We start from the raw sequence: 24,575 nt of genomic DNA on the forward strand, positions 1-24,575 counted from the left end.
TCCACGGTCCCATGACTCACGCCCTCCGGCCAGCAGCGCCGGGTGTGCACGTGTGCAGCGCCCTGCACAACCGCCACGCGCCCGACGCACCCCGGTGGATTTCAATCCTGCGCCTTTCCAGGGCATTCTCCGTGGCACGGTCGTTGTAGAGGGGGAAGTTCCATGTACTGTCCTGCCTGCCGGCAAGAACGCCTGGGAAGCGCGTCCCAGTGCGTCGTCTGTGGCAATCGTCTCGCCGCCCGCGCCCGCTCCGCCATCGAGGCCGAGCTCGCGCATGTCCACTTCCTCCTGGACGAGGTGCGCCGCTGGGACGTCCACGACGTACCGCCCAACGTCGCCCGCCGACTCTCCGAGCGCTACGAGCGCCAGGCCCGCGTCCTCCTCTCCGTCCTCACCGAGACGCCCATCGACGCGCTGCCGTCCGCGCCCGTCGAGCTTCACAACGAGGCCGTGAGCCCTCAGCCGATGGGGGAGGGCGCCGTCGCCCTCGGTCCCGTGACGCTTCCCACCGTGGATGCGGCCGCTGATGTGGCTTCCGTCGAGCAGGTCGTCGCGGATGTCTCCGCCTCCGCTGAACACGCGGCTGTCGTCGATTCCCCCGTCGCTCACGTTGCTGTAGCTGATACCGCTGTCGCTGACGCCACCACCGCTCCGGACGCCTCCGCCGCTGTCCCCGAGGCCTCCTCGGCTCCGGGTTCCACGGGCGCTTCCTTCCACTTCAACTCGCTCGACCTCATCGCGTGCCTGGGCATCGCCTCCCTGTCGGATGCCTCCGCGGCTCGCCGGTTGAACGCGGGCCGTGTCTCCGCCGAGTCCCGCGCGCGGGCCGTCAACGAACAGTGGGCCGCTCGCCAGCTGCCTCCGAACCCGGGCGAACCGTTCGTGGAGCCTCCCGCTCCGAACAGCCGCACCGCCCGCATCGTCGAGGAGGCCTCGACGTGGAGCCGCGTGTGGCGGCCGTTCCTCTACGAGAGCATCGCGTGGTTCATCGGCGCGTTCCTCATCCTCTCCGGCACGCTCTACTTCGTCTTCGAGTCCTGGGACGGGATGACGTCCGTCACCCGCTCGCTCACCGTCTTCCTCATGACCGTGGGCTACTCCGTCGGCTTCTCCGTGTGGGGCGGCTACCTCGCCCGCCGCGAGTCCCTGCGCAAGCCGGGCCACATCCTCGGCCTCATCGGCTCCGCCGTGGCCCCGCTCGGCGGCGTCGCGCTGGGGCCCCTGGGCTTCGGTGAAGCGCTCCACCTCGACGGCGTGCGCCCGTTGCTGCTCGTGCCGCTCCTCTTCGCCTGGTCCGGCGTCGCCGCGTGGCTCGCCCGCAAGCCCGTGGAGTCCTTCGACGCGCCCTCGCGCCCGTTCATCCAACTGGGCCTCGTCGGCGTCACGCTCATCATGGGCCTGGCCCCCGTGGCCGCGCGCGTGGGCGTCCCGGCGGTGTGGCTCAACACCCTGCCGTGCATCCTCTTCTTCCTGCTGTCGAGCAAGGCCACCGAGGTCCCCCGGAAGGGCGGTGCGCTCACCTTCGCGCTCGCCGCGCCCCTGTTCCTCACCGCGATGTTCGCCATCCGGTTGCACCTGGCCCTGGGCGCCGCCGGGACCTCCGTTCCTCCTGGCACCTACGCGCCCTTCGCGGCGTTCCTGCTCGCCACCTGTCTGCGCTTCCGCACGCTCGATGAGAAGCGCGCCGCGGATCCGCTCGCGGTCCTCACCATCGCGCTCCAGGTGGCCTGCCTCGCGGGCGCCATCGTCGGCACCAGGCCCGCCTTCTTCTTCACCGCCGCCATCTTCACCGGCACGCTCGTGTCGCTGTCGCGCGGCCCCGTGAACCGCCTGCCGTGGCTCTACCCGGCGTACGCGGGCGCCTACTTCAGCTATGCGTCGAGCGCGCAGTTGATTCCGCACGCCCTCACGCTCCTCCTCAATGCCATCAAGGCGCGCATGGGCTACCCGCCCTCGGCGCCGCTTCCCTTCCAGTATGGCGCGCTGACGGCCGTCCCGTTCGTGCTCGCGGGCCTGGTGCTCGCGTACTTCTCCCAGAAGCGCGGCGAGCGCACCGGTGACGCTCGCTCCCTGGGACTCGCGGACGTGCTGCTGCGCTGCACCACCTGGGCCGCGCCCGCGTTCGCCATCTACTCCCACCTGGGGCCCGACTCGCGGCCCTCCTTCTTCGCCACGCTCGCCCTGGCCGTGCTGTCCCTGGGCGCGGGCCTGCTGTTCAAGCGCTTCCCGCTGTCCGCCGTGGGCTCGGTGCTCTTCGGCCTGCTGCCCCTCAGCGCCTTCCGCGTCTACGGCATGGGCCACGCGGCCTTCGTGTCCGGCGTCCTGGCCCTGGGGCTCGCGGGCGTCGCCTGGCGGCTCACGGACGAGCGCACGCGGCGCTTCATCTCCGCCGTGGCGGGCGTCATCGCGACGTGCGGGTTCGCCTTCGCGCTGGGCACGTCCCAGGTCGACGAGCCCGTCGTGGGCATGACGCTGGGGGCCGCGGGCGTGATGGTGGCCGCGTACCGGCTGCGCGACGAGAACTTCCTGGCCTACGGTGCCTTCCTCGCGGGCGCCATCCTGCCGAAGCTGGTCGGGTCCCACTCCACGCAGGCGCTGATCGTGGCGATGGGAGGCGGCGCGCTGGTGCTGGCGCTCCTGGGCGAGCGCGGCGGCCTGCTCAAGCGGTTCGGCGTGCCGGCGCTCGTGCACGCGGGGCTCGCCGTGCTGCTGGGCCTGTTCGACCTGGCCTTCATGGGGCCCGTGCTCCTCATCGCCGCCGCGACGGTGGCGGTGGCCTCGCGCAGCATCCCCGGCGTGCGGCCGTTCGCGGTCGTGCTCGTGGGCTTCGCGCTCCTGCCGGACGTGCCGCACGTCTACACCGCATGGGGTCTGTCGCCGGGGCTGTCGTTGGTGCTGCTCGTCACCGGATCGCTCGTGGGCTCCGTCGTCGCCGCGCGCAAGGGCAAGAGCGCGAGCACCACCACCGCGGGCATCCTCGCGCTCATCCTGCCGCTGTTGCCAGTGGCCCTGTCCCGCTCCAGTGATGAGCCCCTGTTCCTGATGGGCGCGGCGCTGGCGGCGCTCTTCACCGCCCGCGCGCTGCCCGTGACGCTGGGGCTGATGCTGGCCTCCATCGAGGCCGTCTTCGCGCTGCACTCGTCCGGTCCGCTGGCGCTACTGGGGCTCGCCACGTTCCTCAGCGTCCTGGCCCTGCTGGAGGATGTGCCCGCCGTGAAGCGCATCGCCACGGGCGGCGAGTCCTTCCGCATCGTCTCCACGCTGGGCGCGATGGTGGTGCTGGCGGACGCCTCCCTGTCGTGGGACGGGCACGCGCTGTCGGAGATTCGCGGCGCCACGCAGCTGGCGCTCATCGGTCCGGCGCTGCTGCCGCTGCTGTGGACGCGCTCGCTGCACCGGCCCTTCGCCGCGGCGCTGATGGTGCCCTACGCCGTCGTGACCCTGATGGCCTGGCACCCTCCCTTCGGGTGGACCGCGCTGCTGCCGCTGTTCCCGCTGCTGGTGGTGCGCGTGGTGGAGCACGTGCCGGCCGTTGCCTCGCTGCTCCTGCGCTCGCGGGAGGAGCGCCCACGCCACGAGCTGTCGATGAGCATGCAGGTGGCGCTCGCGTGCCTGGGCGGACTGGCGCTGCTGGTCCCGGAACAGGACCTGAGCCAGCGCACGGCCCTCTTCTGCGCCATCGCGCTGGTGCCCATGACGGGCCCGCTGCCCTCCGTCCGAGTCATCGCCGCGTCCGGAATCCTGATGTTCATCCCGGCGGCGCGGCCCTGGGCCACCGGCCTGTTGCTGGCCCTGGCGCTGGCGGATCACCACGTACCCCAGGCCCTGGCCTCCTTCTTCCGCGGCCCGCGTGACATGGCGTTGCGCACCTGCGCCACGGCGTCGGCCCTGGCCATCGCGGCGATGTCCACGCTGATGTCTCCGACTCCTGGCGCGCTGGCCATGCTGGGCGCGGTGGTGGGGGGGGCCGCGTTCCTGCTGTCGCAGCGCTGGCTGCTCACGGCGGCGGTGGCGGCGTTCGCGCTCGCGCCGCTGGGCCAGACGGGAACCCTCGCGGTCGGCGAGTGGCGTCCGGAAGGTGCCGTGCTCGTCGCACTCGTGGGCCTGGCCTCCGCGCTGCTGTCCGCGCTGTGCCAGTCCGGCGCCGTGCAGCGCGCGTTGACGAACATCACCGCGCGCCTGACGCCCGGCATCGAGGGCACCTGGAGCGAGCCGCTGTGGGCCGGTGGCGCTGGCACCGTGGCGCTGCTCGTGGGCCTGCGGCTTTTGGACGCGGGCCCGGGCGAGCTGCCCCTGTCCGTGGCGCTGGTCGCGGGCGCCGCGTCGCTGACGCTGATGGTGACGCGCGAGCGCCTGATGATGAACGCCGCCACGGCGCTGCTGGGCCTGGTGCTGGTCGCCGCCGTGCCGCCGCTGTGGGCGCCCTCGGTGGTGGCGGGCACGGGCCTGCTGCTGGCCGTCGTGGGCTTCGCGCTGGACAAGCGCGGCGTGGCGGTGGGCGCGGCGCTGCACCATGGTGGCGCGGTGCTGGCGCTGCTGTCCCTGGCGGGCCTGCGCTCGCTCACGCACCCGGGCATGCCGCTGTGCGTGTTCTTCGCGTGGGCCACGGCCTGGGTGGTGGTGCTGCGCCGCCGCGACCGCGAGTGGGTGGGGTGGCTGGCGTCCCTCTTCGCCGTGCACGCCTTCCTCATGCACTACGGCGCGACGCACTCCACGGGCCGGGGCGCGCAGTTCCTCCTCCCGTACTTCGGTGCGGCGACGGCGCTGCTCGCCACGCTGGTGCTGTCCGTGGCGGGCAAGGCGGTGCGCGGGCGCATGGGGCGGGCGTTCTCCATCATCGCCCTCACGGAGGTACTGTTCGCGGTGCTGGCGGTGCGCCTGCCGGGTGGCGCGGCGCGCGAGGCGTGGGTGGCGTGCGGCGGACTGGTGTTCCTGCTGTTCGCCCTGGTGCGCCACGCGGCGCGCGAGGAGGACGAAGGCGCGGCGTGGCTCGCGCAGGCGGCGGTGGCGATGGGCTACTTCTGCGTGCGCTTCATCGGCCTGGACGCGCGCCCCGACGCCGCGGACAGCCTCGTGTCCATCATCGGCGGCGCGGCCTTCACGGGCCTGTACCTCTTCGTGCGGCGCGAGGGTGCGGGCCTCAAGGCCTTCCGCCGTCCCGCCGTGGCGGGCGCGTGGCTCTTCCCGCTGGCGGGCCTGTTGACGGTGCCGTGGAGCCAGCCCTTCGTGGCGGTGGCGCTGCTCGTGGGCTACGCGGCGCACTTCGCGGCGCTCGGGGCGTTCACGAAGCAGCGGGGCGCCGCGTCGACGATGTCCGTCGCCGCCTTCAACACGGCGCTGTACCTCGTGTGGCTGGGCACCGGCTCCGGCGAGCCGCAGTACTACGTCATCCCCGCGGGACTCTCCCTGCTCCTGCTCCTGCGCGTCTTCCGCAAGTCCCTGTCCCAGGACGCCTACGCGCAGCTGCGCGCCCTGGCGGTGACGGGCATCTACGTGGCGGGCGCGTGGAAGCCGCTGCTCTTCAACGACGGCGAGGCGATGCTCCTGTGCGTGTTCCTCTGCCTGGTGGGCGTGGGGGCGGGCATCGCGCTGCGGATCCGCTCCTATGCGTACCTGGGCTCGGCGTTCCTGGTGACGGCGGTGGCCGCCAACCTGGTGCGCTTCGGCATGCGCGACCACCGCATCGGCGCCCTGTTCCTGTCGATGCTGGGGTTGCTCGTGGTGGGATTCATGGTGGTGCTCAGCGCCCACCGCGCAGCCCTGCTCCAGAAGTACGCCCGGGTGCGCGAAATGCTCGCGACCTGGGAGGGATGATCGCTGTTTGACGTAAAACGAATCCGGGGTTGAATGCGCCCGCTTTCACCCCCGGAGGACTTGTTGCTGCTGCGTCGTTCGTCGCTCGTCACGCTGATGTCGCTGGGCTGCCTGGTGGGTTGTGCGCACGTCCCGGACGCCGCGCCTCGTATGGCGATGGAGCTTCCGGCCGCGCCCGTCGCGCGGCCCCCCGTTGAAGCCCCAAGCGTCGCGTCGGTGGGCGCGGCCGGTGCACTTGGCGTGAAGGCTGAAGCGCCTCCGCCGCTGGCCTTCGTGATGCCGGAGGGCAGCGCGGGACTGGCGGCGCTGCTGGAGGCGGATCCGCACCCGGTGCCGGAGGAGGCGGGCGTCATCGCGGCGGCGCTGGAGGCCGCGGCGCTCTTCACCGGTCCCACGCAGGGGGCGGGCGCCTTCTGGGACGAGCTGCTGCCGCCGTCGAAGCTGGCGCGCGGCATCGTGGCGCGCGCGGCGCAGCTGGTGGGCGCGCGGCGGCTGGACCGCTCGGTGCCCAATGACTGTTCGGGGCTGGTGCGGCTGGCGTACCTGCAGGCCGGCATCGACCTGGTGGCGCACGGCTTCCTCGCGGGCGAGAACGCGGTGACGGGCATCTTCCGTCGCGCGCAGGCCGCGAACGCGGTGCACCGGCTGAACCCGCGTCCGGGCGACCTGGCGTTCTTCAAGGAGACGTACGACCGCAACCGCGACGGCAAGCGCAACGACGGCATGACGCACATCGCGGTCGTGGAGTCCGTGGCGCCAGACGGCACCGTGACGTTCATCCACCGGGGCGGCAAGGGCGTGGCGCGCAGCCGCATGAACCTGGCGCGCCCCACGGTGCACAAGCTGAACTCGGGTGCGCTGCTCAACGATTTCATCCGACCGGCGAGCAAGGGGATGCGCGCGTACCTTGCGGGGGAGCTGTTCGTCGCGTTCGCTTCACCTGGAGGTTTGTAGTCTCACGGCAGTCGCACGGGACGCACGGCGAGCGCGTTTGAATCCATGCGCGGGTGTGGCGTCATCTCGCGCATGAGACTGCCCCTTCTGCTGGGAAGCCTGTTGCTGTCGTCCGGCTGCATCGTGGCGGAGACGCGTCCGCACAGGCCGCCTCCGAGGCCGCCGCCTCCGTCACGCCCCGTGGCGATGAGCTACGACGAAGCCGTGCATCGCGGGTTCGACCAGTGCCGTGCGCGCGGCTACCGCTGCGACCTCCAGGAGGCGCACCTCACCGGCAACAACGTGTGGAAGGTGAAGTTCCGCGTGGATGGCCGGGGTGAGAAGGGCCACCTGCACCTGGATTACGACGCGTACTCGCGCAACCTCATCAAGGTGAACGACAAGGTGAAGGGCAAGGGCGGTCGCGGATGGGACGACGACTGGGACGGCCCGGGGCGTGGCAAGAAGAAGGGCCACGCGCACCGGGACGACTGAGGCCCCGCGCGTTTCAGCGCTTCAGCAGGGCCTCGGTGTGGTCGAGCAGCTCCGGTCCGCCGGGCTGCTCGTGACCGGGGATGATGATGCGAGCGTTGGGGAAGTGCTCGCGCTCGCGCTGGATGCTCGAGGGCCACGCGGCGACATCCGCGTCCTCCAGGTTGCCCAGGCTCTTCGCGTGGGCGTCCTTGATGAAGCAGCCGCCGTAGAGGATGCCTGACGCCGGGTGCATGACGACGAGGTTGTCGGGTGAGTGACCGGCGCCGGGGAAGAACACCGACAGCGGCCCGAAGTCCTGCGCATCCGCCAGCCGCTTCGAGGGAACAGGGTTGCCCTGCTTGCTGGCGCGCAGCGCCGTGTCCTCGCGAGCGTGGACGGGGATGCCCTGGGCGTCGAGCGTGGGGATGCCGCCGGTCCGGTCGACGTGGAAGTGCGTCACCACCGCGGCGCGCACCGGATGGTGGAGCGTGTCGCGGGCCCAGGTGAGCAGCGCCTTGGATTGCTCGGGCGTCCAGCCGGTGTCGACGAGGATGGACGCGTCACCGTCCTCCACGAGGAGCCCGTTCGCGGTCACACCCGCCCAGTCCCCGCCCGCTTCCGTGACATGCATCCACACGCCAGGGGCCATGCGCCGCACTCGGACGTCCTTCGCGAGCACGAACTCCTCCTGGGAAGGGGGTGGCGGCACGGAGGGCGTGGAGGCACAGGCCGTGAGGAGGAGCAGGAGGGGACCGCGGCGCAGTGGATTCATGAGGCTCCAGAGAGGGGAACGCATGGGAAGCCCGCCGCGAGTGCAAGATGGATGCACAGCGGATCCGCATGAAGCGCGTGGCCTGCGTGACACACGCGCGTCCGAGGAGCCGCGCTACTGCGCGGACTTCTTCTTCAGCTCTTCGATGGCCCGGTTGAATGTCTGCGGGTTGCAGGCCTTGCCGCCGGGAGGGTTTCCCGCCGCGCGCGTGAGGGCGGGCAGGGCGGCGGGGTTGCCCAGGCTCACCAGCCGCAACGCTGCTTTCGTGCGCACGCCGCAGTCGCTGGACTCCAACGACGTGGAGTAGAGCCCCACCAGGTCCAGGCCCTCGCTGTCCCTCGACTCCAGATAGCGCAGCGCGCCCCACTGCTTCGCCGAGGGCGCCCCCCGGGCCAGGGACTCGAGATGGGAGCGCACCGTCGTGGCGGGAAATGCCTCCAGGGACTTGCGCGCGGAGACGTCCTTCTCGTTGTCCCCGAAGTCCTCGGCCAGCCCGTCCAGGAGCCGAGGCTCCGGCTCCTCCCGGCCTTCCTCATCGAGGCCCAGGATGAGGCCGTGCTCCTCGTTGTGCCGGTTCAGCGCGTGCTTCACCACCGCGCGCAGCCGCATCGCTTCCGCGTCATCCGGCGCGTCTGGCGCCTCCAGCCGCTGGAGCGCTTCCTTGGGCTTGCCGTCATCCAGCAGCGCGCGCGCCTGCACCAGCGGATCATTCACGTGCGCCATCCAGGCGGCGCCCGCCATCACCAACGCGAGCACACCCGCGCCGCCAGCCATCACGCGAGGACGCTGACGCAGCAAGGCCACGCCCTGGCGCGCCTTCGTGCCCAGTCCCGCCAGCGGTGATGGCTTCGTCCCGGAGTCGGGGGTGCCCAGCGCCGCGCCGAACGGCGAGCCCTCCGCCGCGCGCGTCACCCGGTACAGCTGCACCTTCTCCTCGCGCCCGGGCAGGGGGATGGTGCCGCAGGGCTCGGCGGCGGCCTCGGCGCGGTTTCGCACCATGTTCACGGCCTCGGTGAAGGTCACCTCGTCCGCGGCGGCCACGTGCTCCACCGCCTTCACGACCTCCATCGGCTCGCCGAGCACCGCGTCGTTCGTCACCAGCACTTCGCCCGAGTGCAGGCACACGCGGACGTGGAGCTGGTGCTCTTCGGGCACCGTCTGGTTGTAGCGCCACAGCGCCTGCTGCATCGCCATGCCGCAGCGGATGGAGGCGCTGGGGGCCCGGAAGACCGCGACCAGTGCGTCTCCGCGCTTCTGCATCAGCTTCCCGTCGTGCTCGCGCACCAGCGGCATCAGCAGCCGGTCGTGCGTGTCCAGCATCCGCGCGTTCTCCTCGTGCGTCTGCCGGCTCATCCGGTCGGTGAAGCCCTGGATGTCGGTGAGCATCACCGTCACGTTCTGCGCCTTCGCCGCCGCGGCGCCGCCCGTCACCGCTCCCAGCGCGCCCGACAGCAGGCCCGTGGTGCCGAACGCCGCCGTGCCCGTGCGCGGCTGTGCCTGCACCGGAGGCGCCGTCACCGGGGGCGCGGCCTGCGCCACGCCGAACGCCGACGTGCCGGAGCTCGGGCCCGCGGGCGCGGGATTCACGCCGAACGCCGCCGTGCCCGAACCCGGTACAGCCGGCGCCGCCGGGTTCATCCCGAAGGCCGCGGTGCCGGCGGAGGGCGTCACATTCGCGTGGACGATGGGCGTGCCCTGGCTGGGGGTGAACGCCATCAGCGCCGCGTGCGCCAGGCCCAGCGCGTCCGCCAGCTCGTTCGCCGTCTGGGGCCGCTTCGCCGGATCCTTGTCCAACAGCCGCATCACCAGCGCCAGCAGCCCCACGTAGCGCGACAGCTGCGGCGCCGCGCGATCCAGGGGCAGCGGCGCGTGCGAGGCGTGCTGCGACAGGAAGTGGCGCGGCGAAGGCCCGTCGAACGGCAGCCGCCCGGACAGCACGCGGTAGGCCAGCACCCCGAACGAGTACAGGTCGCTGCGCGTGTCCACCTTCGCGCCCACGGCCTGCTCCGGGGACAGGTACTCCGGCGTGCCCAGCACCACGCCCACCTGGCTGAGCGCGGTGCCCGCCTCCGGCTCCACCAGCCGCGCGATGCCGAAGTCCAGCAGCCGCGCCTGCTCCCCGCGCGCGGACGGGGAGATGAGGACGTTCTCCGGCTTCAGGTCGCGGTGGATGATGCCCTTGTCGTGGATGGCCGCCAGGCCCTCCGCCAGCTGCTGGAGCAGCGCCAGCGCGCGGGGCGCGAGCAGCGGGCCGCCCTGGAGCGCGTCATAGAGGCTCTGCCCCTCCACGAACTCCATGACGAGGCACGCGGCGTCGCCGGACTGGCCGAAGTCCACGATGCGCACCACCGCCGGGTGCTCCACCGCGGAGAGGAGGCGCGCCTCGCGCTTGAAGCGCTCGGCCATGCCGGCCTGGGCGTGCAGATCGTGGTGCAGGACCTTGATGGCGACCTTGCGGCCCAGGGAGACCTGCTCACCCAGGTACACCTCACCCATGCCCCCAGAGCCCAGGGGCTTGAGAACCCGGAATCGACCGTCGAGAACCAGTGCGTCGGGGGCCAGCACGGCGCGGCATCTTGCACGGCTTCCGCTTTGGGCGCATGACGTTCCTCCAGGACGGAATCACCTGGGCAACGCCTGGGTACGCCGTGCCCCGCCGCCTGCCTTCCAGGCGGGGGTTTGCCTAAAAATTCCAGGGCTTAGGGGTCATGGTAGCCTCCCCAGCCTCCTCCGATGGCCACTGATAGCGAGTCCCCCAAGCCCGTCGCGCCTGCTTCTGGCGCCGCCCCCGAGCTTCGCCTGTTGGATCGGCGTGCGTTCGTGGGCTTTCCGGCATTGGAGGTCCAGCCCGGGCTGCGCATCGCCGACTTCGCGCTCCAGATTCCGGACGTCAGCTTCCCGTTCAACGTCAGCGCGGGCGCCACGCGCTACCAGCGCAAGAAGCTGCTCTTCGGCTTCCTGGAGCTGACGGTCGACGCGGACCTCATCACGCGCAAGGTGGCGGAGCTGGCCGGGCGGCTCGCGGGCATCGAGGAGCTGCGGCTGCACTTCCGCCCCGGCTACCTGGAAGGCCAGGGCCGGCTGCCGGCGCCGGAGCGCACGCCGTTCACGTTCAAGATCGCCTTCGACGCGGACGGGGACCGGCTGGCCGTCTACGTCTACGACGTGCGGCTGTATGGCTTCTCCGCCACGCCGTCGGTGCAGCTGCCGGGCCTGCTGTCCGAGGCCGTGGGCGCGCTGGGCCTGCTGCCGGACGTGGAGGTGCGCGGCGCCACCGGCTTCTCCACCCGCGTCCTTCCCGCGCTGTGTGAGCTGGCCGCGCTGAGCCGGGGCTACAAGGTGCCCACGCTGGACACCGCGCGCCTGTCCGCGGCGGAGGTCTCCAGCACCGGCCTGCGCCTGCGCTTCGCCGCCGGAGGGCTGCCGCCGCCCGCCGCGCCGGACGAGGAGCTGATGCTGTCGCTGGAGGGCGCTCGGGCCTTCGCGGACGCGGAGGGACTGGTCGCGCAGGGACGGCTCGCGGAGGCGCGGCAGGCGTACCTCCAGGCGGGTGACGCGCAGGACGCGCACCCCTTCGCGGCGGAGCGGTTGCTGGCGCTGCTCGTCGCGGATCCGCAGGCGCATGACCTGGCCCTGGACGTGGCGGCCACGCTGTCGCGCCGGCGCGACCGCAGCCCCGCGGCGCTGTGGGGCGAAGCCGTGGTGCGCGAGCGCCGGGGCGAGGGTGCCCGCGCGGCGGAGCGCTACCTGGCGCTGTGCGCGCTGGCCCGCCGCACGTCGGAAGAGGCCGCCGCGTTCTTCGCCGCCGAGGCCGCGGCGCGCTCCTCGCGCGACACCGCGCCCCAGGTGGCGGTGAAGGCGCTGCATGAGCTGCTGGGCCTCAAGCCGGACCACCTGCCGTCGTTGAAGGCGCTGGCTCGCGCGTCGGATCAGGCGCGCGACCGGGCTGGCGCGGTGCGGGCGTACCGGCGGCTCGCGGCGCTGGCTCGCGATCCGTTGGAGGCCGCGGACGCGCACGTGCATCTGGCGCGGCTGTGCGCGCAGACGGAGGACGACATCGCGGGGGCCCGGCTGCACTGCGAGGCCGCGCTGCGCCTGTCGCCGGATCAGCCGGACGCGCTGCTGCTGTTGGGCGAGCTGTGCCACCGCGGCGGTGAGCACCTGCGCGCGCTGAAGGCGCTGGACCGGCTGCGCGAAGTGTCCATGGCGCGCCATGAGCTGGACCGCGTGGGACAGGCGGACCTGCTCGCGGGCCGGGTGTGGGAAGAGGGCCTGAAGCAGCCGGAGAACGCGCTCTTGCGCTACCGCGAGGCCGTGTCGCTCTTGCCCGGTGAGCCGGAGCCGCTGTTCGCCTCCGCGCGCGTGGCCGAAGGCCTGGGCCGGTTGCAGGAGGCCCTGAGCGGGTACCAGCAGGCGCTGGAGCTGGCGGGGCCGGCGCCGCGCTCGGAGAGCGTGCGTCACGCCGCGCACGAGAGCCACCACGCGCTGGCGCGCCTGTCGCGCACGAAGCTGGGCGACCCGGCGCGGGCCCGTGAGCACCTGGAAGCGGCGCTCGCGTTGGATCCGCGCGACGCGGTGGCGCTGGACGAGCTGATTCCGTACTTCCGCGTCACCGGCCGCTCGCAGGAGCTGGCCGAGGCGCTGGAGAAGGCCGCCGCCCTCAAGGAGGAGCCGAAGGCCCGCGCCGCGCTGTGGGCCGAAGCGGGCGAGCTGTACCGGGGCAAGCTCCAGCTTGCGGACAAGGCCGACAAGCTGCTCACGCTCGCGCTGGAGGCGGACGGCGACCACCGGCCCGCGCTGGAGTCGCTGCTCGCGCTGGCCGAGGCCCGCCGCGACGGCGCGCAGCTCACCCGCTGCCTCGCGGCGCTGGCGCGGCTGACGACGGAGCCGAAGGAGCGGGCGCAGAAGTACCGCCGCCTCGCGGTGGCCGCGCGCGACCTGGCCTTCGACCTGGACCTCGCCGTGCACGCGTTGCAGGAGGTGCTGCGCGCGGAGCCGGACGACCTGCCGGCGCTGGGCGAGCTGTGCGCGTTGCAGCGCAAGCGCTCCGACCTGGCGGGGCTCGCCACCGCGCTGGAGGACCGCGCGCGGGTGGCGGAAGCGCAGGGAGACAAGCGGCTGGCGGCGGCGGCGCTGCGCGAACTGGCTGGCGTGCTGGAGGCGCGGCTGGGTCGCGTGGGCGACGCGCTGGTGGCGCTGGAGAAGGCGGCTCGGCTGGCGCCGGACGCGGCGGTGCTGCTGGACCTGGCGGACCTGAGCCTGCGCTGCGAGCGGCCCGAGCACGCCCGTCGCGCGCTGGAGTCGCTGCTGGCCACGCTGCCGCGCACCGCGGCGCCGGAGAAGCTGGCGGACGTGCGCGCCCGGCTGGGCCGCGCGTGCGAGCTGCTGGGTGACCGCGAGGGCGCCATCGCCGCGTACGCGCAGGCGTTCCCGCTGCGGCGGCTGGACGACGTGCTCGCCACGCGGCTGGAGGCCCTCTACACGGAGGCCGGCGAGACGCAGGCGCTGGCCGAGCTGTGGGCCACGCGCGCGCAGGCGATGGCGGGCGCGGACCGTGCGGAGGAGGCGGCGCCGTTGTTCCTCCAGAGCGCTCGCGCCCTGCTGGAGCGCGGAGAGAAGGCCGCCGCGCTGATGCGCCTGGCCTCCGCGCTGGAGGCGAGCCCCGAGGGGCCGCTCGCCGCGGAGGTGCTGGAGGCCCTGGCCGAGCTGGAGCTGGAGCGCGGCGAGAAGCTGGAGGCGGCGCGGCTGTACGCGCGGCGGGCCACGCTGGTGCCGGATGAGCGGGCGGGCGCGAAGCTGCTCTTCCGCGCGTCGCTGCTGGCCGCTGGCACGAGCCGCGAAGAGGCCTTCCTCGCCGAGGCGCTGGAGCGCGACGCGACGTTCGCGCCCGCGCGCATCCGCCGGGGCGAGCTGCGGCTGGCCACGGATGCCCGCGCCGCGCTGGAGGACTTCGAGGCGGTGCTGGCGCTGCCGCCCGCGGACGTGGATGCCCCGCGCGAAGCGGAGCGCGTGGCCCTCACGCGCAAGGCCGCCACCGCCGCCGTGCGCGCGAACCGCACGGACGCGGCGCGGCGCCTGCTCGCGGAGTTCTCCGCGCGCACGCCGGAGGACCTGGACGCGCGGCTGGAGCTGGCCGCGCTGCACCGCAAGGCCGGCGCCCGCGAGGCCCTGGCGGACCTGCTGGTGGAGCTGTGGCCGCGCCTCGCCGGAGACGCCCGCCGTCAGGCCCGCCGCGAGCTGGCCGAGCTGTGCCTCTCCCTGGGCCGCGCGAGCGCCGCGGCGGATTCGCTGCGCAGCCTGCTGGCGGAGGAGCCGCAGGACGCGTGGGCGGCGCAGGCGCTGCTGGAGCTGCTGCCTCCGCCCGGCACGGGCACCCCGGAAGAAGAGTCCGAGCGGCTGGAGCTGCTGGGCACGCTGGTGTCCGCCGCGTCGGGTGAAGCCCGTTCCGAGCTGCTCGCGCGCCGGGCCATGCTGCACCGGAGCGCCGGCCGCACGGGTCCCGCGCGCGACGACTGCGCCCAGGCCGCGAAGCTGTCGCGCCGGCCCGCGCCGTTGCTGCTGATGCTGGCGGAGCTGGCGCGTGAGGCGTCGGACGCGCCCGCGGAGCTGGATGCGTGGCGCCGCGCCGTGGCCGCCGATGCCACCCTGGGCGCGCGTGCCCGCGAGCGGCTGCTGGCCCTGGCCACCGTGCTTCTGGAGAAGGACGAGCGCGCCTCCGCCGGGGACGCGCTGCGCGCCGCCATCGCGCTGGAGCCGCCCGCCGACGCGCGGTGCGATGCCTTCTTCCAGTTGGCCGAGCTGGCCCGCCGCGAAGGCAAGCCCGCGGACGAAGCCGCCGCGCTGGCCGAGGCCGCGCGCCAGGGGCCCATCGCCCGCCGCGTGGAAGCGCTCCTGCTGCGCGCCGCGCTGCTCGAAGGCCAGGGGGACCGCGAGGCCGCCGCGCGCGACCTGGAAGCCGCGCTCGGCCTGGCGCCGCGCCACGAGGAGGCCACGCTCGCGTTGCAGCGCGTGCTTCGCGACCTGGAGGACTGGGCCCGGCTCGCGGAGCTGCTCGCCGCCGAGGCGCCCCACGCTCCGCCCGCCGCCGCCGCGTCGCTGTATTCGGAACTCGCGAGCCTCTACCTCGACCGGCTGGGGCAGGGCGCGCCCGCCGAGGCCGCGCTGCGCCAGGCGCTGCGGCTGACCCCGGCGGACGCGGCGGTGCGCCGCCGGCTGGTGTCGTTGGTCGCGGGTCGCGGAGAGCTGCTGGAGGCCGCGGGCCTGCTGGAGGCCGCAGCGGAGGACGCCGACGCCGCCGAGGCCGCGGCGCTGCTGCGCGAGGGTGTCACCTACGCGCGGCAGGCCCAGGAGCTGGACCGGGCGCTGGCCCTGGCGCGTCGCGCGCATGAGCGGGTGCCCGCGAAGGGCGAGGACCTGTCCACGCTGGCGGACCTGCTCTACCTGCGCGGCGCGGTGCGCGAAGCCCTGCCGTTGCAGGAGGCCCTGGTCCAGGCCGCGGACTTCCGCGCTGCCCCGGAGGCGGCGGAGGCCACGAGCCTGCGCCTGGGCGACCTGGCCGAGCAGTCCGGCGACGTGAAGCGCGCGGTGGCCGCGTACCGGTACCTGCTCACGCAGCGTCCGCTGTGCGAGCGCGCCGTGGAGCGGCTCTCCGCACTGCTGGAGCGCGACGACCCGCGCGGCGCCTTCGAGGTGCGCGTCGCCCACGCGCGCGTGCTGGCGCCGTCCGAGGACACCGTCGCGCGGCTGGTGTCGCTGGCGGAGCGGGCGCGCGAGGCGCTGGCGGACGCGGCCATCGCCGCATCGCTGCTGTCTCACGCGGCGCAGATGGCCAAGGAGCCCCTGCCGCTGCGCCGCCGGCTCGTCGCCCTCTATCGCGAGACGGGCCGCACGTCGGAGCTCCTGGCGGAACTCCAGCCGGTGGCCGCGCTCAGCCTCCAGGCCGGGGACGTGGACGCCGCGCTCGCGGCCTACGACGAGGAGGCCCGGCTCGCGGAGTCGATGGGCCGCACGGACGAAGCGCTGCGCTCGCTCGCCAACGCCCGTGACCTGCTCGCCGCCGGTGAACGCAACGCGGAGGCCGCCGCGTGCGAGCGCCGCCGCGCGGAGCTGCTGCGCGACGTGAAGCTGGACCTGAACGCGGCGGAGGCCTCGCTGGAGCGCGCCTTCGAATTGGCCGCGGAGCTGGACACCGCGCGCATGGGCGCGGCCCTGGCCGAGCGCCGCGACGACGCGGCCGCCGAGGCGCGCTGGTGGGAGCGCGGGCTGCCCCGGATGACGGGCACGCGCGAGGGCGCGGCGGTGCTGCTGCGCCTCGCGCGCTTGAACCTGGGCGAGCTCGCGGACACGCCGAAGGCGGAGGGCTTCCTGCGCCAGGCCCTGCGCCAGGACCGGTGGCTCACGGAAGCCGAAGGTCTGCTCGCGGAGCTGCTGGAGCGCGACGGCCGGCTCGCGGAGCTGGCCGCCTGGTACGAGGAGTGCGCGGAGTCGGAGCTCGACGCCGACCGTCACGCGGCGCTGCTGTACCAGGCCGCTGTCCTCTACCGCGACCGCGCGAACAAGCCGGAGGCCGCCGCCGCCGCGCTCATCGCCGCGCGCGCCGCGAAGCCGGACGACCTGAACCTGACCGCGCAGGCCGCGGAGCTGCTGCACCAGGTGCGCCGCCCCGCGGACGCCGCCGAGTTCGACGCCATCCTGTTGGAGGCGGATCCGTTCCGGGAGCCCGTCTTCACGCGCCACCGCGCCTACCTGGAAGAGAGCGGCGAGCGCCAGGCCCTGGCCGAGCTGATGCTCCGCCGCGCCGAGCGCCAGACGCCCGCCGAGGCCGCCGAGAGTTACCTCGCCGCCGCGAGCGCCTTCCGCGAAGAGGGTGCCCGCGAGCGCGCCATCCTCTGCGAGGACCGCGCCTTCGAGCTGGACCCCGCCAACGCGGAGGCCTTCCAGCACGTGCGCGAGCGCGCCGCCGGAGACGTGCGCCGGCTGGCGGACCTGCTGGGCCAGCGCGCGGAGGCCGTGAGCCCCGAGGACGCGTTGCCCCTGTTGCGTGAGCGGGCCCAGCGCCTGCTGGACGCGGGCGAAGCGCTCAAGGCCGCGGAGGCCTTCGACGACTACCTGGGCCGCGCGGGCGGTGACGTGGACGCCCTCTGCGCGCGCGCCGAGCTGGCCGCCCAGGGTGGAGGCCCCGCCGCCGCGCAGCCGTATGACCGCCGGGTGCTGGCGCTGGGCGGGGACTCGCTGCCGGTGCCGGTGCGCGTGCGCACGTGGCTGCGCCTGGGCCATGCGTCGCTCGCGTCGGGCGCGTTCCACGACGCGGCGGATGCCTTTGAAGCCGTGGTGTCGCTGGAGCCGGAGGGCGCGCGCGGCGGTGAGGCGCTGTCGCTGCTCGCGGAGGTGCACTCGCGCACGGGCAATGGCCCCGGCCTGTACCGGGCGTCGTTGCAGCTGGCGCGCAGGGCCCAGGACGCGGCGACGGAAGAGGTGCTGCTGCGCCGCGCGGCCGACCTCTTCGACGACCCGCGCGAGGCCATCGACGCGCTGGTACCCCTGGCCCGGCTGCGCCCGGCGGACGCGGGCGTCATCGACCGTGCGGTGGAGGGCCTGCGCGCCCTGGGCCGCCACGGCGACCTGCTGGGCATCTACGAAGCGGGCGCGGAGGCCGCGGGAGGCTCTCGCGCCGCGGAGCTGCTGCTCGCCGCCGCGTCCGTGGCGAACGAGTCGCTGTCGGACGCGGACACGGCCTGGGCCCTCACGCGCCGCGCGGCGGAGGCGGATCCGGAGAACCCGGCCGCCCTGCGCGCGCTGGTGGACGGCCTGCGTGCGCGCAAGGAGTCCACGGAGCTGATCGCCGCGCTGGAGCGGCTGATCCCGCTCACGGACGACGCGGACGAGTCCGCGGTGCTCCGGCTGGAGTTCGCGGGGCTGGCGAAGGACGCGGCCCGCGAGGAAGCCGCTCGCGACGCGCTGGAGGCCGTGGTGGCCCGGGGCGCTTCCGGTGCCGGCTACGCCGACGCGCTGGAGGCCTTGGAGCCGCTGCTCGGTGATGCGCACGCGCGCCGCGCGGAGGTCCGTGTGGCCCGCGCGGAGCTCGCGTCGGGCGAGCAGCGCGTGTCGCTGCTGGTGGCCGCCGCGCGTGCCTTCGAGAAGGCGGGCCTGCTGGAAGACGCGCTGAAGGCCGCGAAGGCCGCCGTCGCCACGGAGCCGGACCTGCGCGCCGCGCTGCTCGTCGCGCACCTGCACCGCGCCTCCGGAGACGCGCCCCGCGCGGCCCGCGCGCTGTTGCAGGCGGCCCGGCTCGCCGCGCCGGAGGAGCGTCCCCCGCTGCTGCTGGAGGCCGCCGGCCTCTGGGAGAAGGCGGGCGAGATGGGCGAGGCGCTGGAGGTCGTCGAGCGCATCGCCACCGACGCGCCGGACATGCTGTCCGCGTCGGAGCTGGCCGAGCGCTTCGCCCGACTGGGCGCCTTCGCGCGCGCCCTGGACGTGGGCTTCGCGCCCGCCATGGCCGCGGGCGAGTACACCGACGCGCTGGCCATGGCCGCGCAGGCGGGCGACGTGGCCCGCACGCGCGTGGCCCTCTGGGCCCTGGTCGCGACGCCGGACGCGGACCCCGCCCACGCCACCGCGCTGGCGGACGGGCTGCGCGAGGACGCGGAGTGGGAAGGCCTGCTGGAGCTGGCGGCCCTGTCCTACGAACGTGACGCCGCCTTCGCCGTGGCGCTGCGCGACGAGGTGCTGCGCGCCCGTCCGGCCCCGGTGCTCGCGCGCCTGCGCGCCCTGGAAGAGGTGGGCGGAGAGCCCGGCCTCGGCGCGCGCCTGATGCTCCTGTTGCCGGAGCTGGGCCTGGAGCCGGAGGCCCTGGCCGAAGCGGTGCTCGCCCGCGTGCGCGCGCTGCCGGAGCCCGCGAAGCTGGAGTCCCTGGCCTTCGCCGCGGACGGCTGGCCCGCGCGCCGCGAGGAGCTGCTGCGCGAGCGCTACACCCTGGAGCGCGAGCTGGGCCGCCTGGAGTCCGCGGAGCGCACGCTGGCGCTCATCGCCCAGGACACGAAGGACGCGAAGGCGCGCGCGCTGCTGCACCTGGAGCGCGGCGAGCTGCTGCAAGGCCCGCTGGCCCAGCCCGCCGAGGCGCGCGAGGCCTTCGAGGCCGCCCTCACCGACGACGCGGACAGCCTCGCCGCCGTGCAGGCGCTGCTCGCGCTGGTGGACGAGGCGCGCGAGTCCACGGTGTTCCTCACGCTGGCGGACACCCTCGCGAAGCTCGCGGGCGCCGACGCGTGGGCGCCGCACCGCGAGCGCCTGGCGGACGCCTACGAAGCGCAGCAGCGCTGGGCCGAAGCGGCCACGCAGCTGGAGCAGCTCCCGGACACGGACGAGCGGCTGGCCCGCCGCGTGAAGTTCGCCGAGGCGCGCGGCCTGGTGGGCGAAGCGCTGCGGCTGCGCGAGCGCCTCACGCAGGACCCCGCGGAGCTGGAGGTCATCCTCCGCGGCTACCTGGACGCGCAGCTCGTGGGCCCGGCGGTGCGTCTGGCGGAGCGGCTCGCGGACGCGAATCAGCTCACGCCCGCGCTGACGCGGTGGGTGACCGAGCGCTTCTCTCCGACCCCGGACGGCGCGGTGCTCGCGGTGCGCTTCTGGCCCGCGCTCCTGCGTGAGAAGTGGCCGGACGTGGACGGCTGGACGCTGTACGCGGAAGCGCTGCGCGCCCTGGGACGTCCGGAGGCGGAGCGCACGGACGGCATCGGCGCCGCGCTCGTGGGCAGTGAGGCCCCCGCGCCCCGCGCGCCCGTGTCCCGGCTGGAGCGTCCCGCGCAGGCCTTCCAGCACCCGGAGCCGGACGGCCTGGTGCCGGTGACGGAACAGAGCCTCGCGCGGCTGCACGTCGCGCTGAAGCCGGTGCTCGAAGCGCTGGGCGCGGAAGCCGTGCGCGTGTCCGTGGACCCGCGCGGCGGCGTGGAGGCGTACCTCACGTCGCCGGACGCGCTGGTGCTGGGCGCGGGCGCGCTCGGCTGCTTCGGCGCGGTGGAGCTGGGCTGGCTGTGCGCGCTGGCGTTGGCGCTGGGCTCGGAGGGCGTGGAGCTGACCCGTCCCGGCGCGGTGCTGGCGTGGGAGGTCGCGGCGGTGGCGGCCTGGCGCGCGATGCCCGCGTCGCTGGCGGCGGGGCGCGTGCTGGCGCGGCTGGACTCGGACGTGCGTGGCGGTGACCCGGCCAGCGTGGATGTGGGTGCGGTGCTGTCCCGCTGCGAGGCCTTCCGCCAATTGGCCCTGGCGTCGCTGGACGCCTAACCTGGAGCGCGTCATGCACCTGAAGCGACTGGCAGTGGCGCTCTTCCCCGCGGCGGCCCTGGCCGTGGCGGTGGGCTGTTTCAACGACCCCGTCTACCCGGGCGACCAGGTGATGGGGACGTTCCGCTTCCAGGCGAAGCTGGACGCGGCGCGCACCACCTGTGACGCGGGCTCGCGAGACTTCGCGCAGCTGGACGACGCGGGCAGCTTCTACTTCGAAGGCACCTTCTCCCGCGACACGGACGCGGGCACGGGCTTCTTCACGGTGCAGGGCTTCTCGCGCGACGCGGGCTACACCGGCCAGAGCGTGTCCTCCACCCACCGCGCCATCGCGCGCCGCGACTCGTGCGGCACCGGCTGCGAGGACTCCGAAATCGAGGAGGCCATGAACGTCATGCTCCTGAGCGACAGCCAGGCGCGCAACGTGGCCCGCGACTGCAAGCGCCTGGACGGCGGCGTCCCCGAGGGCGACCTCCCCGCCCCCACGGAGAACGGCTACGACGTGTCGCTCGCGTGCGGCACGCTCCAGGACATCTTCCTGCCGGGCAAGGGGGCGAGCTGCAAATGCAACCCGTCCACCTGCACCACCGTGTACACGGTGAGCGGCGACCGCATCGACTGAAGCACCCGGGGCCCGTCCCCGTCGTGTAACGTGCGCCGCCCCGAAGTGGAGGATGGAATGGCGAAGCGTGCGGTGGTGCTCCTGTCCGGAGGCCTGGACTCAACGACGTGCCTGGCGATGGCGAAGGCGGACGGCTTCGAGCCGGTGTGCCTGTCCATCGCCTACGGACAGCGCCACTCGGTCGAACTGGAGCGGGCCAGGAAGGTCGCGGCCACCATGGGTGTGCGCGACGTGCGCGTGGTGACGGTGGACCTGCGGCAGGTGGGCGGCTCCGCCCTCACGGACGACATCCCCGTGCCCAAGGACCGCACGGAGGACGCCATGTCCCACGACGTCCCCGTCACCTACGTGCCCGCGCGCAACGCGCTGTTCCTCTCCATGGCGCTGGGCCTGGCGGAGGTGGTGGGCGCCACGGACCTCTACATCGGCGTCAACGCGGTGGACTACAGCGGCTACCCGGACTGCCGCCCGGAGTTCATCCGCTCCTTCGAAGCCATGGCCCAGCTGGCCACCAAGGCGGGCGTGGAGGGCGCGACCTTCAAGGTGCACGCGCCGCTCTCCGGCCTCACCAAGGCGCAGATCATCCAGGCCGGCGTGAAGCTGGGCGTGGACTACGGGATGACGCACTCCTGCTACGACCCGGACGCCCAGGGCCGCGCGTGTGGCCGCTGCGACAGCTGCCTCCTGCGCGCCAAGGGCTTCCAGGAAGCGGGAGTGACGGACCCCACCGTGTACACGGACGGGGTGCGCTGATGCTCCCGGCGACAGGCCTCACGCTGACCCTGGCGCTGCTCGGAAGCGCCCCGAAGACCGCCGCTCCCAAGCCTGGGGCGGAGCTGGTGGACGCGGCCACCGTCATCCCGGACCTGGTGCTGGACCTGCGCTACGCGACGAAGGACAACTTCCTCAAGCGGCAGGTGTACCCGGACGGCGCGCGGTGTCTGTTGTTGCCGGACTCGGTGAAGCGCCTGACGCAGGCCGCGGACGCGCTGCGCGCCCAGGGCTACCGGCTGAAGGTGTACGACTGCTACCGGCCGCGCGCGGTGCAGTACGAGATGTGGAAGATATTGCCGAAGCCCGGCTACGTGGCGAATCCGCGCAAGGGCTCCAACCACAACCGGGGCGGGGCGGTGGACCTGACCCTGGTGACGAAGGACGGGGCGGAGGTGGAGATGCCCACCCCCTTCGACGACTTCACCCCCGCGGCGCACCACGGCTACACCGGCGGCACCCCCGCCTCGCGCGAACACCGGGAGGTGCTGCGCAAGGCCATGGAGGGCGCCGGCTTCCAGCGCAACCGGATGGAGTGGTGGCATTACGACCTGCCCGGCGCTACGAAATTGCCGGTGCTGGACGTGCCCTTCACCCCCGCGGGGTGACGCCTGGCTGCCTGCCGTCCCAGTGGTTTCGGACGGTTGCGTCATGGACTGCGCGTAAGTGGGCGCGCGCGGGGAGTGCCTGCTATTCCTGGCGTCCCATGAGTCAAACGCTCGCGGCCGGCCTGGAAAACACGCTCATTTCTCCGAACTCGGGAGCCGCCGCGCTGGCGCCCACGCTGGCGCCCGGCGGGGCCACGACCCAGCGGCGCAACACGGTGCTGCCGCGCGTGGAGTGGAAGGGCCAGCAGCCCAGCGTGATTCCGCTCCAGCGCGAGCGCTTCGAGGAAGTCCGCCCGCTGGGGCAGGGCGGCATGGGCGAGGTGGTGCTCATCCGCGACCACGACATCGAGCGGGAGGTCGCGCTCAAGCGGCTGCCCCCGGGCGCGGACCTGGACCGCGTGCTGCGCTTCGTGGAGGAGATCCGCACGGTGGGCATGCTGGACCACCCGAACATCGCGCCCGTGCACGACGTGGGCGTGGATGAGCAGGGCCGGTACTACTTCCTGATGAAGCACCTGAAGGGCGAGACGCTGGAGTCCATCATCGCCCGGCTGCGCAGCTCGGAGCTGGACGCGCTGGTGCGCTATCCGTTCCAGGTGCGCGTGCAGATCTTCCTGGGCGTGCTGCACGCGGTGTCGTACGCGCACGGCAAGGGCTTCATCCACCGCGACCTGAAGCCCGCGAACATCATGGTGGGCCCCTTCGGCGAGGTGACGGTGCTGGACTGGGGCCTCGCGCGCCGCGTGGGCAAGTCCTCCACTCCGAGCCTCCCGGAGGGCGCGCCGACGGACCTGCGCTCGGCCCGGCCGCTCCAGACGGAGCTGGGCTCCGTGGTGGGCACGCCGCTCTACATGTCCCCGGAGCAGGCGCGCGGCGAGCACGACACGATGGACGCGCGCAGCGACGTCTACAGCCTGTCCGTCCTCTTCCACGAGCTCCTGTCGCTGTCGCACTACCTGGAGGGCCTCCAGTCGGTGCCGGACATCATGACGGCGGTGCAGACGCGCGAGCTGAGCATGGGGTCCATGCACAAGCACAGCGCGCAGGGCCCGGTGCCCGCGGAGCTGATGTGGTTCGTGAAGAAGGGGATGAGCAAGGACCCGAAGGAGCGCTTCGAGTCCGTGGATGACATGGTGGCGCAGCTGCAGGCCGCGCTGGAGGGCCGCATCCACGTGCACTGCCAGCGCACGATGCTGAAGAAGACCCTGCACAAGGGTCTGCGCGCCGCGGACCGCAACCCCATGGCCCTCATGGCGGCGGGCCTGGTGGGCGCGGGCCTGGTCATCGCGTCGGCGGTGAACCTGGGCATGTCGCTCTTCGGCGCGATGCTGCACTGAGCCTGTCGCCCTGGGAGCGCGCGGTGTGATGGAGTGCCAGCGTGCAACGCCTCCGCCGCCTCCTCATGGCCTTCGTCCTCATCACCGGCATGCTGTACCTCGCGCTGTGCGCGGTCCTCTTCGCCGCGCAGCGCTCCCTCATCTACCCCGCGCCCCAAACGGAGCCCTCGAAGCTGCGCGACCAGCCCGGCTTCGGCGTGGTGCCGCTGGCCACCGGTCTCAACGTGGACCGCTTCTATCTGCCCGCGCCTCCGGGAGCCCCCACCGTGGTGCACTTCCACGGCAACGGCGAGCAGCTCCTGTGGCAGCAGGGCCTGGGGCAGGCGCTGGGAGACGCGGGGCTGGGCTTCCTCGCGGTGGAGTACCCGGGCTACGGCGCGTCGCCGGGCAGCCCGTCGGAGGCGGGCCTGTACGCGTCCGCGGAGGCCGCGCTCCAGTTCCTCCGCGAGCAGGGCGTGAAGCCGGAGGACGTCGTGCTCAGCGGGCGCAGCCTGGGCACCGGCGTCGCGGTGGAGATGGCCCGGCGCGGATACGGTGCGCGCATGGTGCTGGTGTCCCCGTACACGTCCATGGTCGCCATGGGCCAGCGCACCGTGCCCTTCCTGCCCGCGACGCTGCTGATGCGCGACCGCTACCTGTCGCTCGACAAGGCCAGGGACATCCCCATCCCCGTCCTCATCATCCATGGTGAGCAGGACGAGGTGGTCCCCGTGGACATGGGCCGCACGCTGGGCCAGCGCTTCCCGCAGGCGCGCGTGGTGACCGTGCCGGGCGCGGGCCACAACGACGTGCTGGAGCGGGACGGTCAGCAGGAGTTCGCGCGGCTGGCCACGTTCGCGCTCGACGGGACCTGAGCAGCCCGGCAGGAGTGACAGGACGCATGACGTCCTGCGTCGCGTTCCCTTGCGCCTACCGGTGAGCGCCGGATTATGCTCCGTGTCATCAACGCGATGTTTCATCGCGTCCTCAAG

The 24,575-nt window shown here is 73.7% G+C and carries 11 protein-coding genes; 9 read left to right on the plus strand and 2 right to left on the minus strand.

Going from position 1 to position 24,575, the window contains the following annotated elements:
• Positions 1-162: 162 nt before the first annotated feature.
• The 3 genes from D7W82_RS05590 to D7W82_RS05600 all read left to right on the plus strand — a co-directional run bounded on the left by D7W82_RS05590 (position 163) and on the right by D7W82_RS05600 (position 7,242).
• Entirely contained in the window at positions 163-5,814 is a 5,652-nt protein-coding gene (locus tag D7W82_RS05590; RefSeq protein WP_120617334.1) for a hypothetical protein, read from the plus strand.
• A gap of 63 nt (positions 5,815-5,877) precedes the next feature.
• Complete coding sequence (locus tag D7W82_RS05595) at positions 5,878-6,768, plus strand: CHAP domain-containing protein (RefSeq protein ID WP_120617361.1); 891 nt, start codon at positions 5,878-5,880, stop codon at positions 6,766-6,768.
• Between the two features lie 72 nt (positions 6,769-6,840).
• Positions 6,841-7,242, plus strand: a complete 402-nt coding sequence (locus D7W82_RS05600; RefSeq protein ID WP_233587318.1) for a hypothetical protein — start codon at positions 6,841-6,843, stop codon at positions 7,240-7,242.
• Between the two features lie 13 nt (positions 7,243-7,255).
• Here the strand turns inward: D7W82_RS05600 and bla are convergent, their stop codons facing one another.
• Together bla and D7W82_RS05610 are read right to left on the minus strand one after the other, a co-directional pair.
• Entirely contained in the window at positions 7,256-7,993 is a 738-nt protein-coding gene (gene bla / locus D7W82_RS05605; RefSeq protein WP_233587319.1) for a subclass B1 metallo-beta-lactamase, read from the minus strand.
• Between the two features lie 114 nt (positions 7,994-8,107).
• Positions 8,108-10,540 carry a protein kinase gene (locus D7W82_RS05610; protein ID WP_304988722.1) on the minus strand — a complete coding sequence of 811 codons (2,433 nt, stop codon included), beginning with the start codon at positions 10,538-10,540 and terminating at the stop codon, positions 8,108-8,110.
• Between the two features lie 186 nt (positions 10,541-10,726).
• On the opposite strand from D7W82_RS05610, the gene D7W82_RS05615 reads away from it, so the two are divergent.
• From D7W82_RS05615 to D7W82_RS05640, 6 genes are all read left to right on the plus strand, one after another.
• Positions 10,727-20,266 carry a flagellar hook-length control protein FliK gene (locus tag D7W82_RS05615; protein WP_120617337.1) on the plus strand — a complete coding sequence of 3,180 codons (9,540 nt, stop codon included), beginning with the start codon at positions 10,727-10,729 and terminating at the stop codon, positions 20,264-20,266.
• A gap of 13 nt (positions 20,267-20,279) precedes the next feature.
• Positions 20,280-20,888: a hypothetical protein gene (locus tag D7W82_RS05620; RefSeq protein ID WP_120617338.1), complete on the plus strand. Its 609-nt coding sequence runs from the start codon at positions 20,280-20,282 to the stop codon at positions 20,886-20,888.
• A 57-nt stretch (positions 20,889-20,945) separates the two neighbouring features.
• The gene (gene queC / locus D7W82_RS05625; RefSeq protein WP_120617339.1) at positions 20,946-21,641 is read left to right on the plus strand and encodes a 7-cyano-7-deazaguanine synthase QueC; all 696 of its coding nucleotides are present in this window, start codon (positions 20,946-20,948) and stop codon (positions 21,639-21,641) included.
• Complete coding sequence (ddpX, locus tag D7W82_RS05630; protein WP_120617340.1) at positions 21,641-22,267, plus strand: D-alanyl-D-alanine dipeptidase; 627 nt, start codon at positions 21,641-21,643, stop codon at positions 22,265-22,267. Before queC ends, ddpX begins: the two co-directional genes overlap by 1 nt.
• 98 nt (positions 22,268-22,365) lie before the next feature.
• Complete coding sequence (locus tag D7W82_RS05635; protein ID WP_120617341.1) at positions 22,366-23,604, plus strand: serine/threonine-protein kinase; 1,239 nt, start codon at positions 22,366-22,368, stop codon at positions 23,602-23,604.
• 41 nt (positions 23,605-23,645) lie between these two features.
• A complete protein-coding gene (locus D7W82_RS05640; protein WP_120617342.1) occupies positions 23,646-24,458 on the plus strand; it encodes an alpha/beta hydrolase in 813 nt (270 codons plus the stop codon).
• The last annotated feature ends 117 nt before the right edge of the window (positions 24,459-24,575 follow it).

The organism is Corallococcus sp. CA049B, assembly GCF_003611685.1.
GTDB lineage: Bacteria > Myxococcota > Myxococcia > Myxococcales > Myxococcaceae > Corallococcus > Corallococcus coralloides.

Excerpts from the sequence above, each read along its gene's own strand:
- D7W82_RS05590 (WP_120617334.1), top strand. The coding sequence starts at position 163 with ATGTACTGTCCTGCCTGCCGGCAAGAACGCCTGGGAAGCGCGTCCCAG.
- D7W82_RS05600 (WP_233587318.1), top strand. The coding sequence starts at position 6,841 with ATGAGACTGCCCCTTCTGCTGGGAAGCCTGTTGCTGTCGTCCGGCTGC.
- bla (WP_233587319.1), bottom strand. The coding sequence starts at position 7,993 with ATGAATCCACTGCGCCGCGGTCCCCTCCTGCTCCTCCTCACGGCCTGT.
- D7W82_RS05615 (WP_120617337.1), top strand. The coding sequence starts at position 10,727 with ATGGCCACTGATAGCGAGTCCCCCAAGCCCGTCGCGCCTGCTTCTGGC.
- D7W82_RS05620 (WP_120617338.1), top strand. The coding sequence starts at position 20,280 with ATGCACCTGAAGCGACTGGCAGTGGCGCTCTTCCCCGCGGCGGCCCTG.
- queC (WP_120617339.1), top strand. The coding sequence starts at position 20,946 with ATGGCGAAGCGTGCGGTGGTGCTCCTGTCCGGAGGCCTGGACTCAACG.
- ddpX (WP_120617340.1), top strand. The coding sequence starts at position 21,641 with ATGCTCCCGGCGACAGGCCTCACGCTGACCCTGGCGCTGCTCGGAAGC.
- D7W82_RS05635 (WP_120617341.1), top strand. The coding sequence starts at position 22,366 with ATGAGTCAAACGCTCGCGGCCGGCCTGGAAAACACGCTCATTTCTCCG.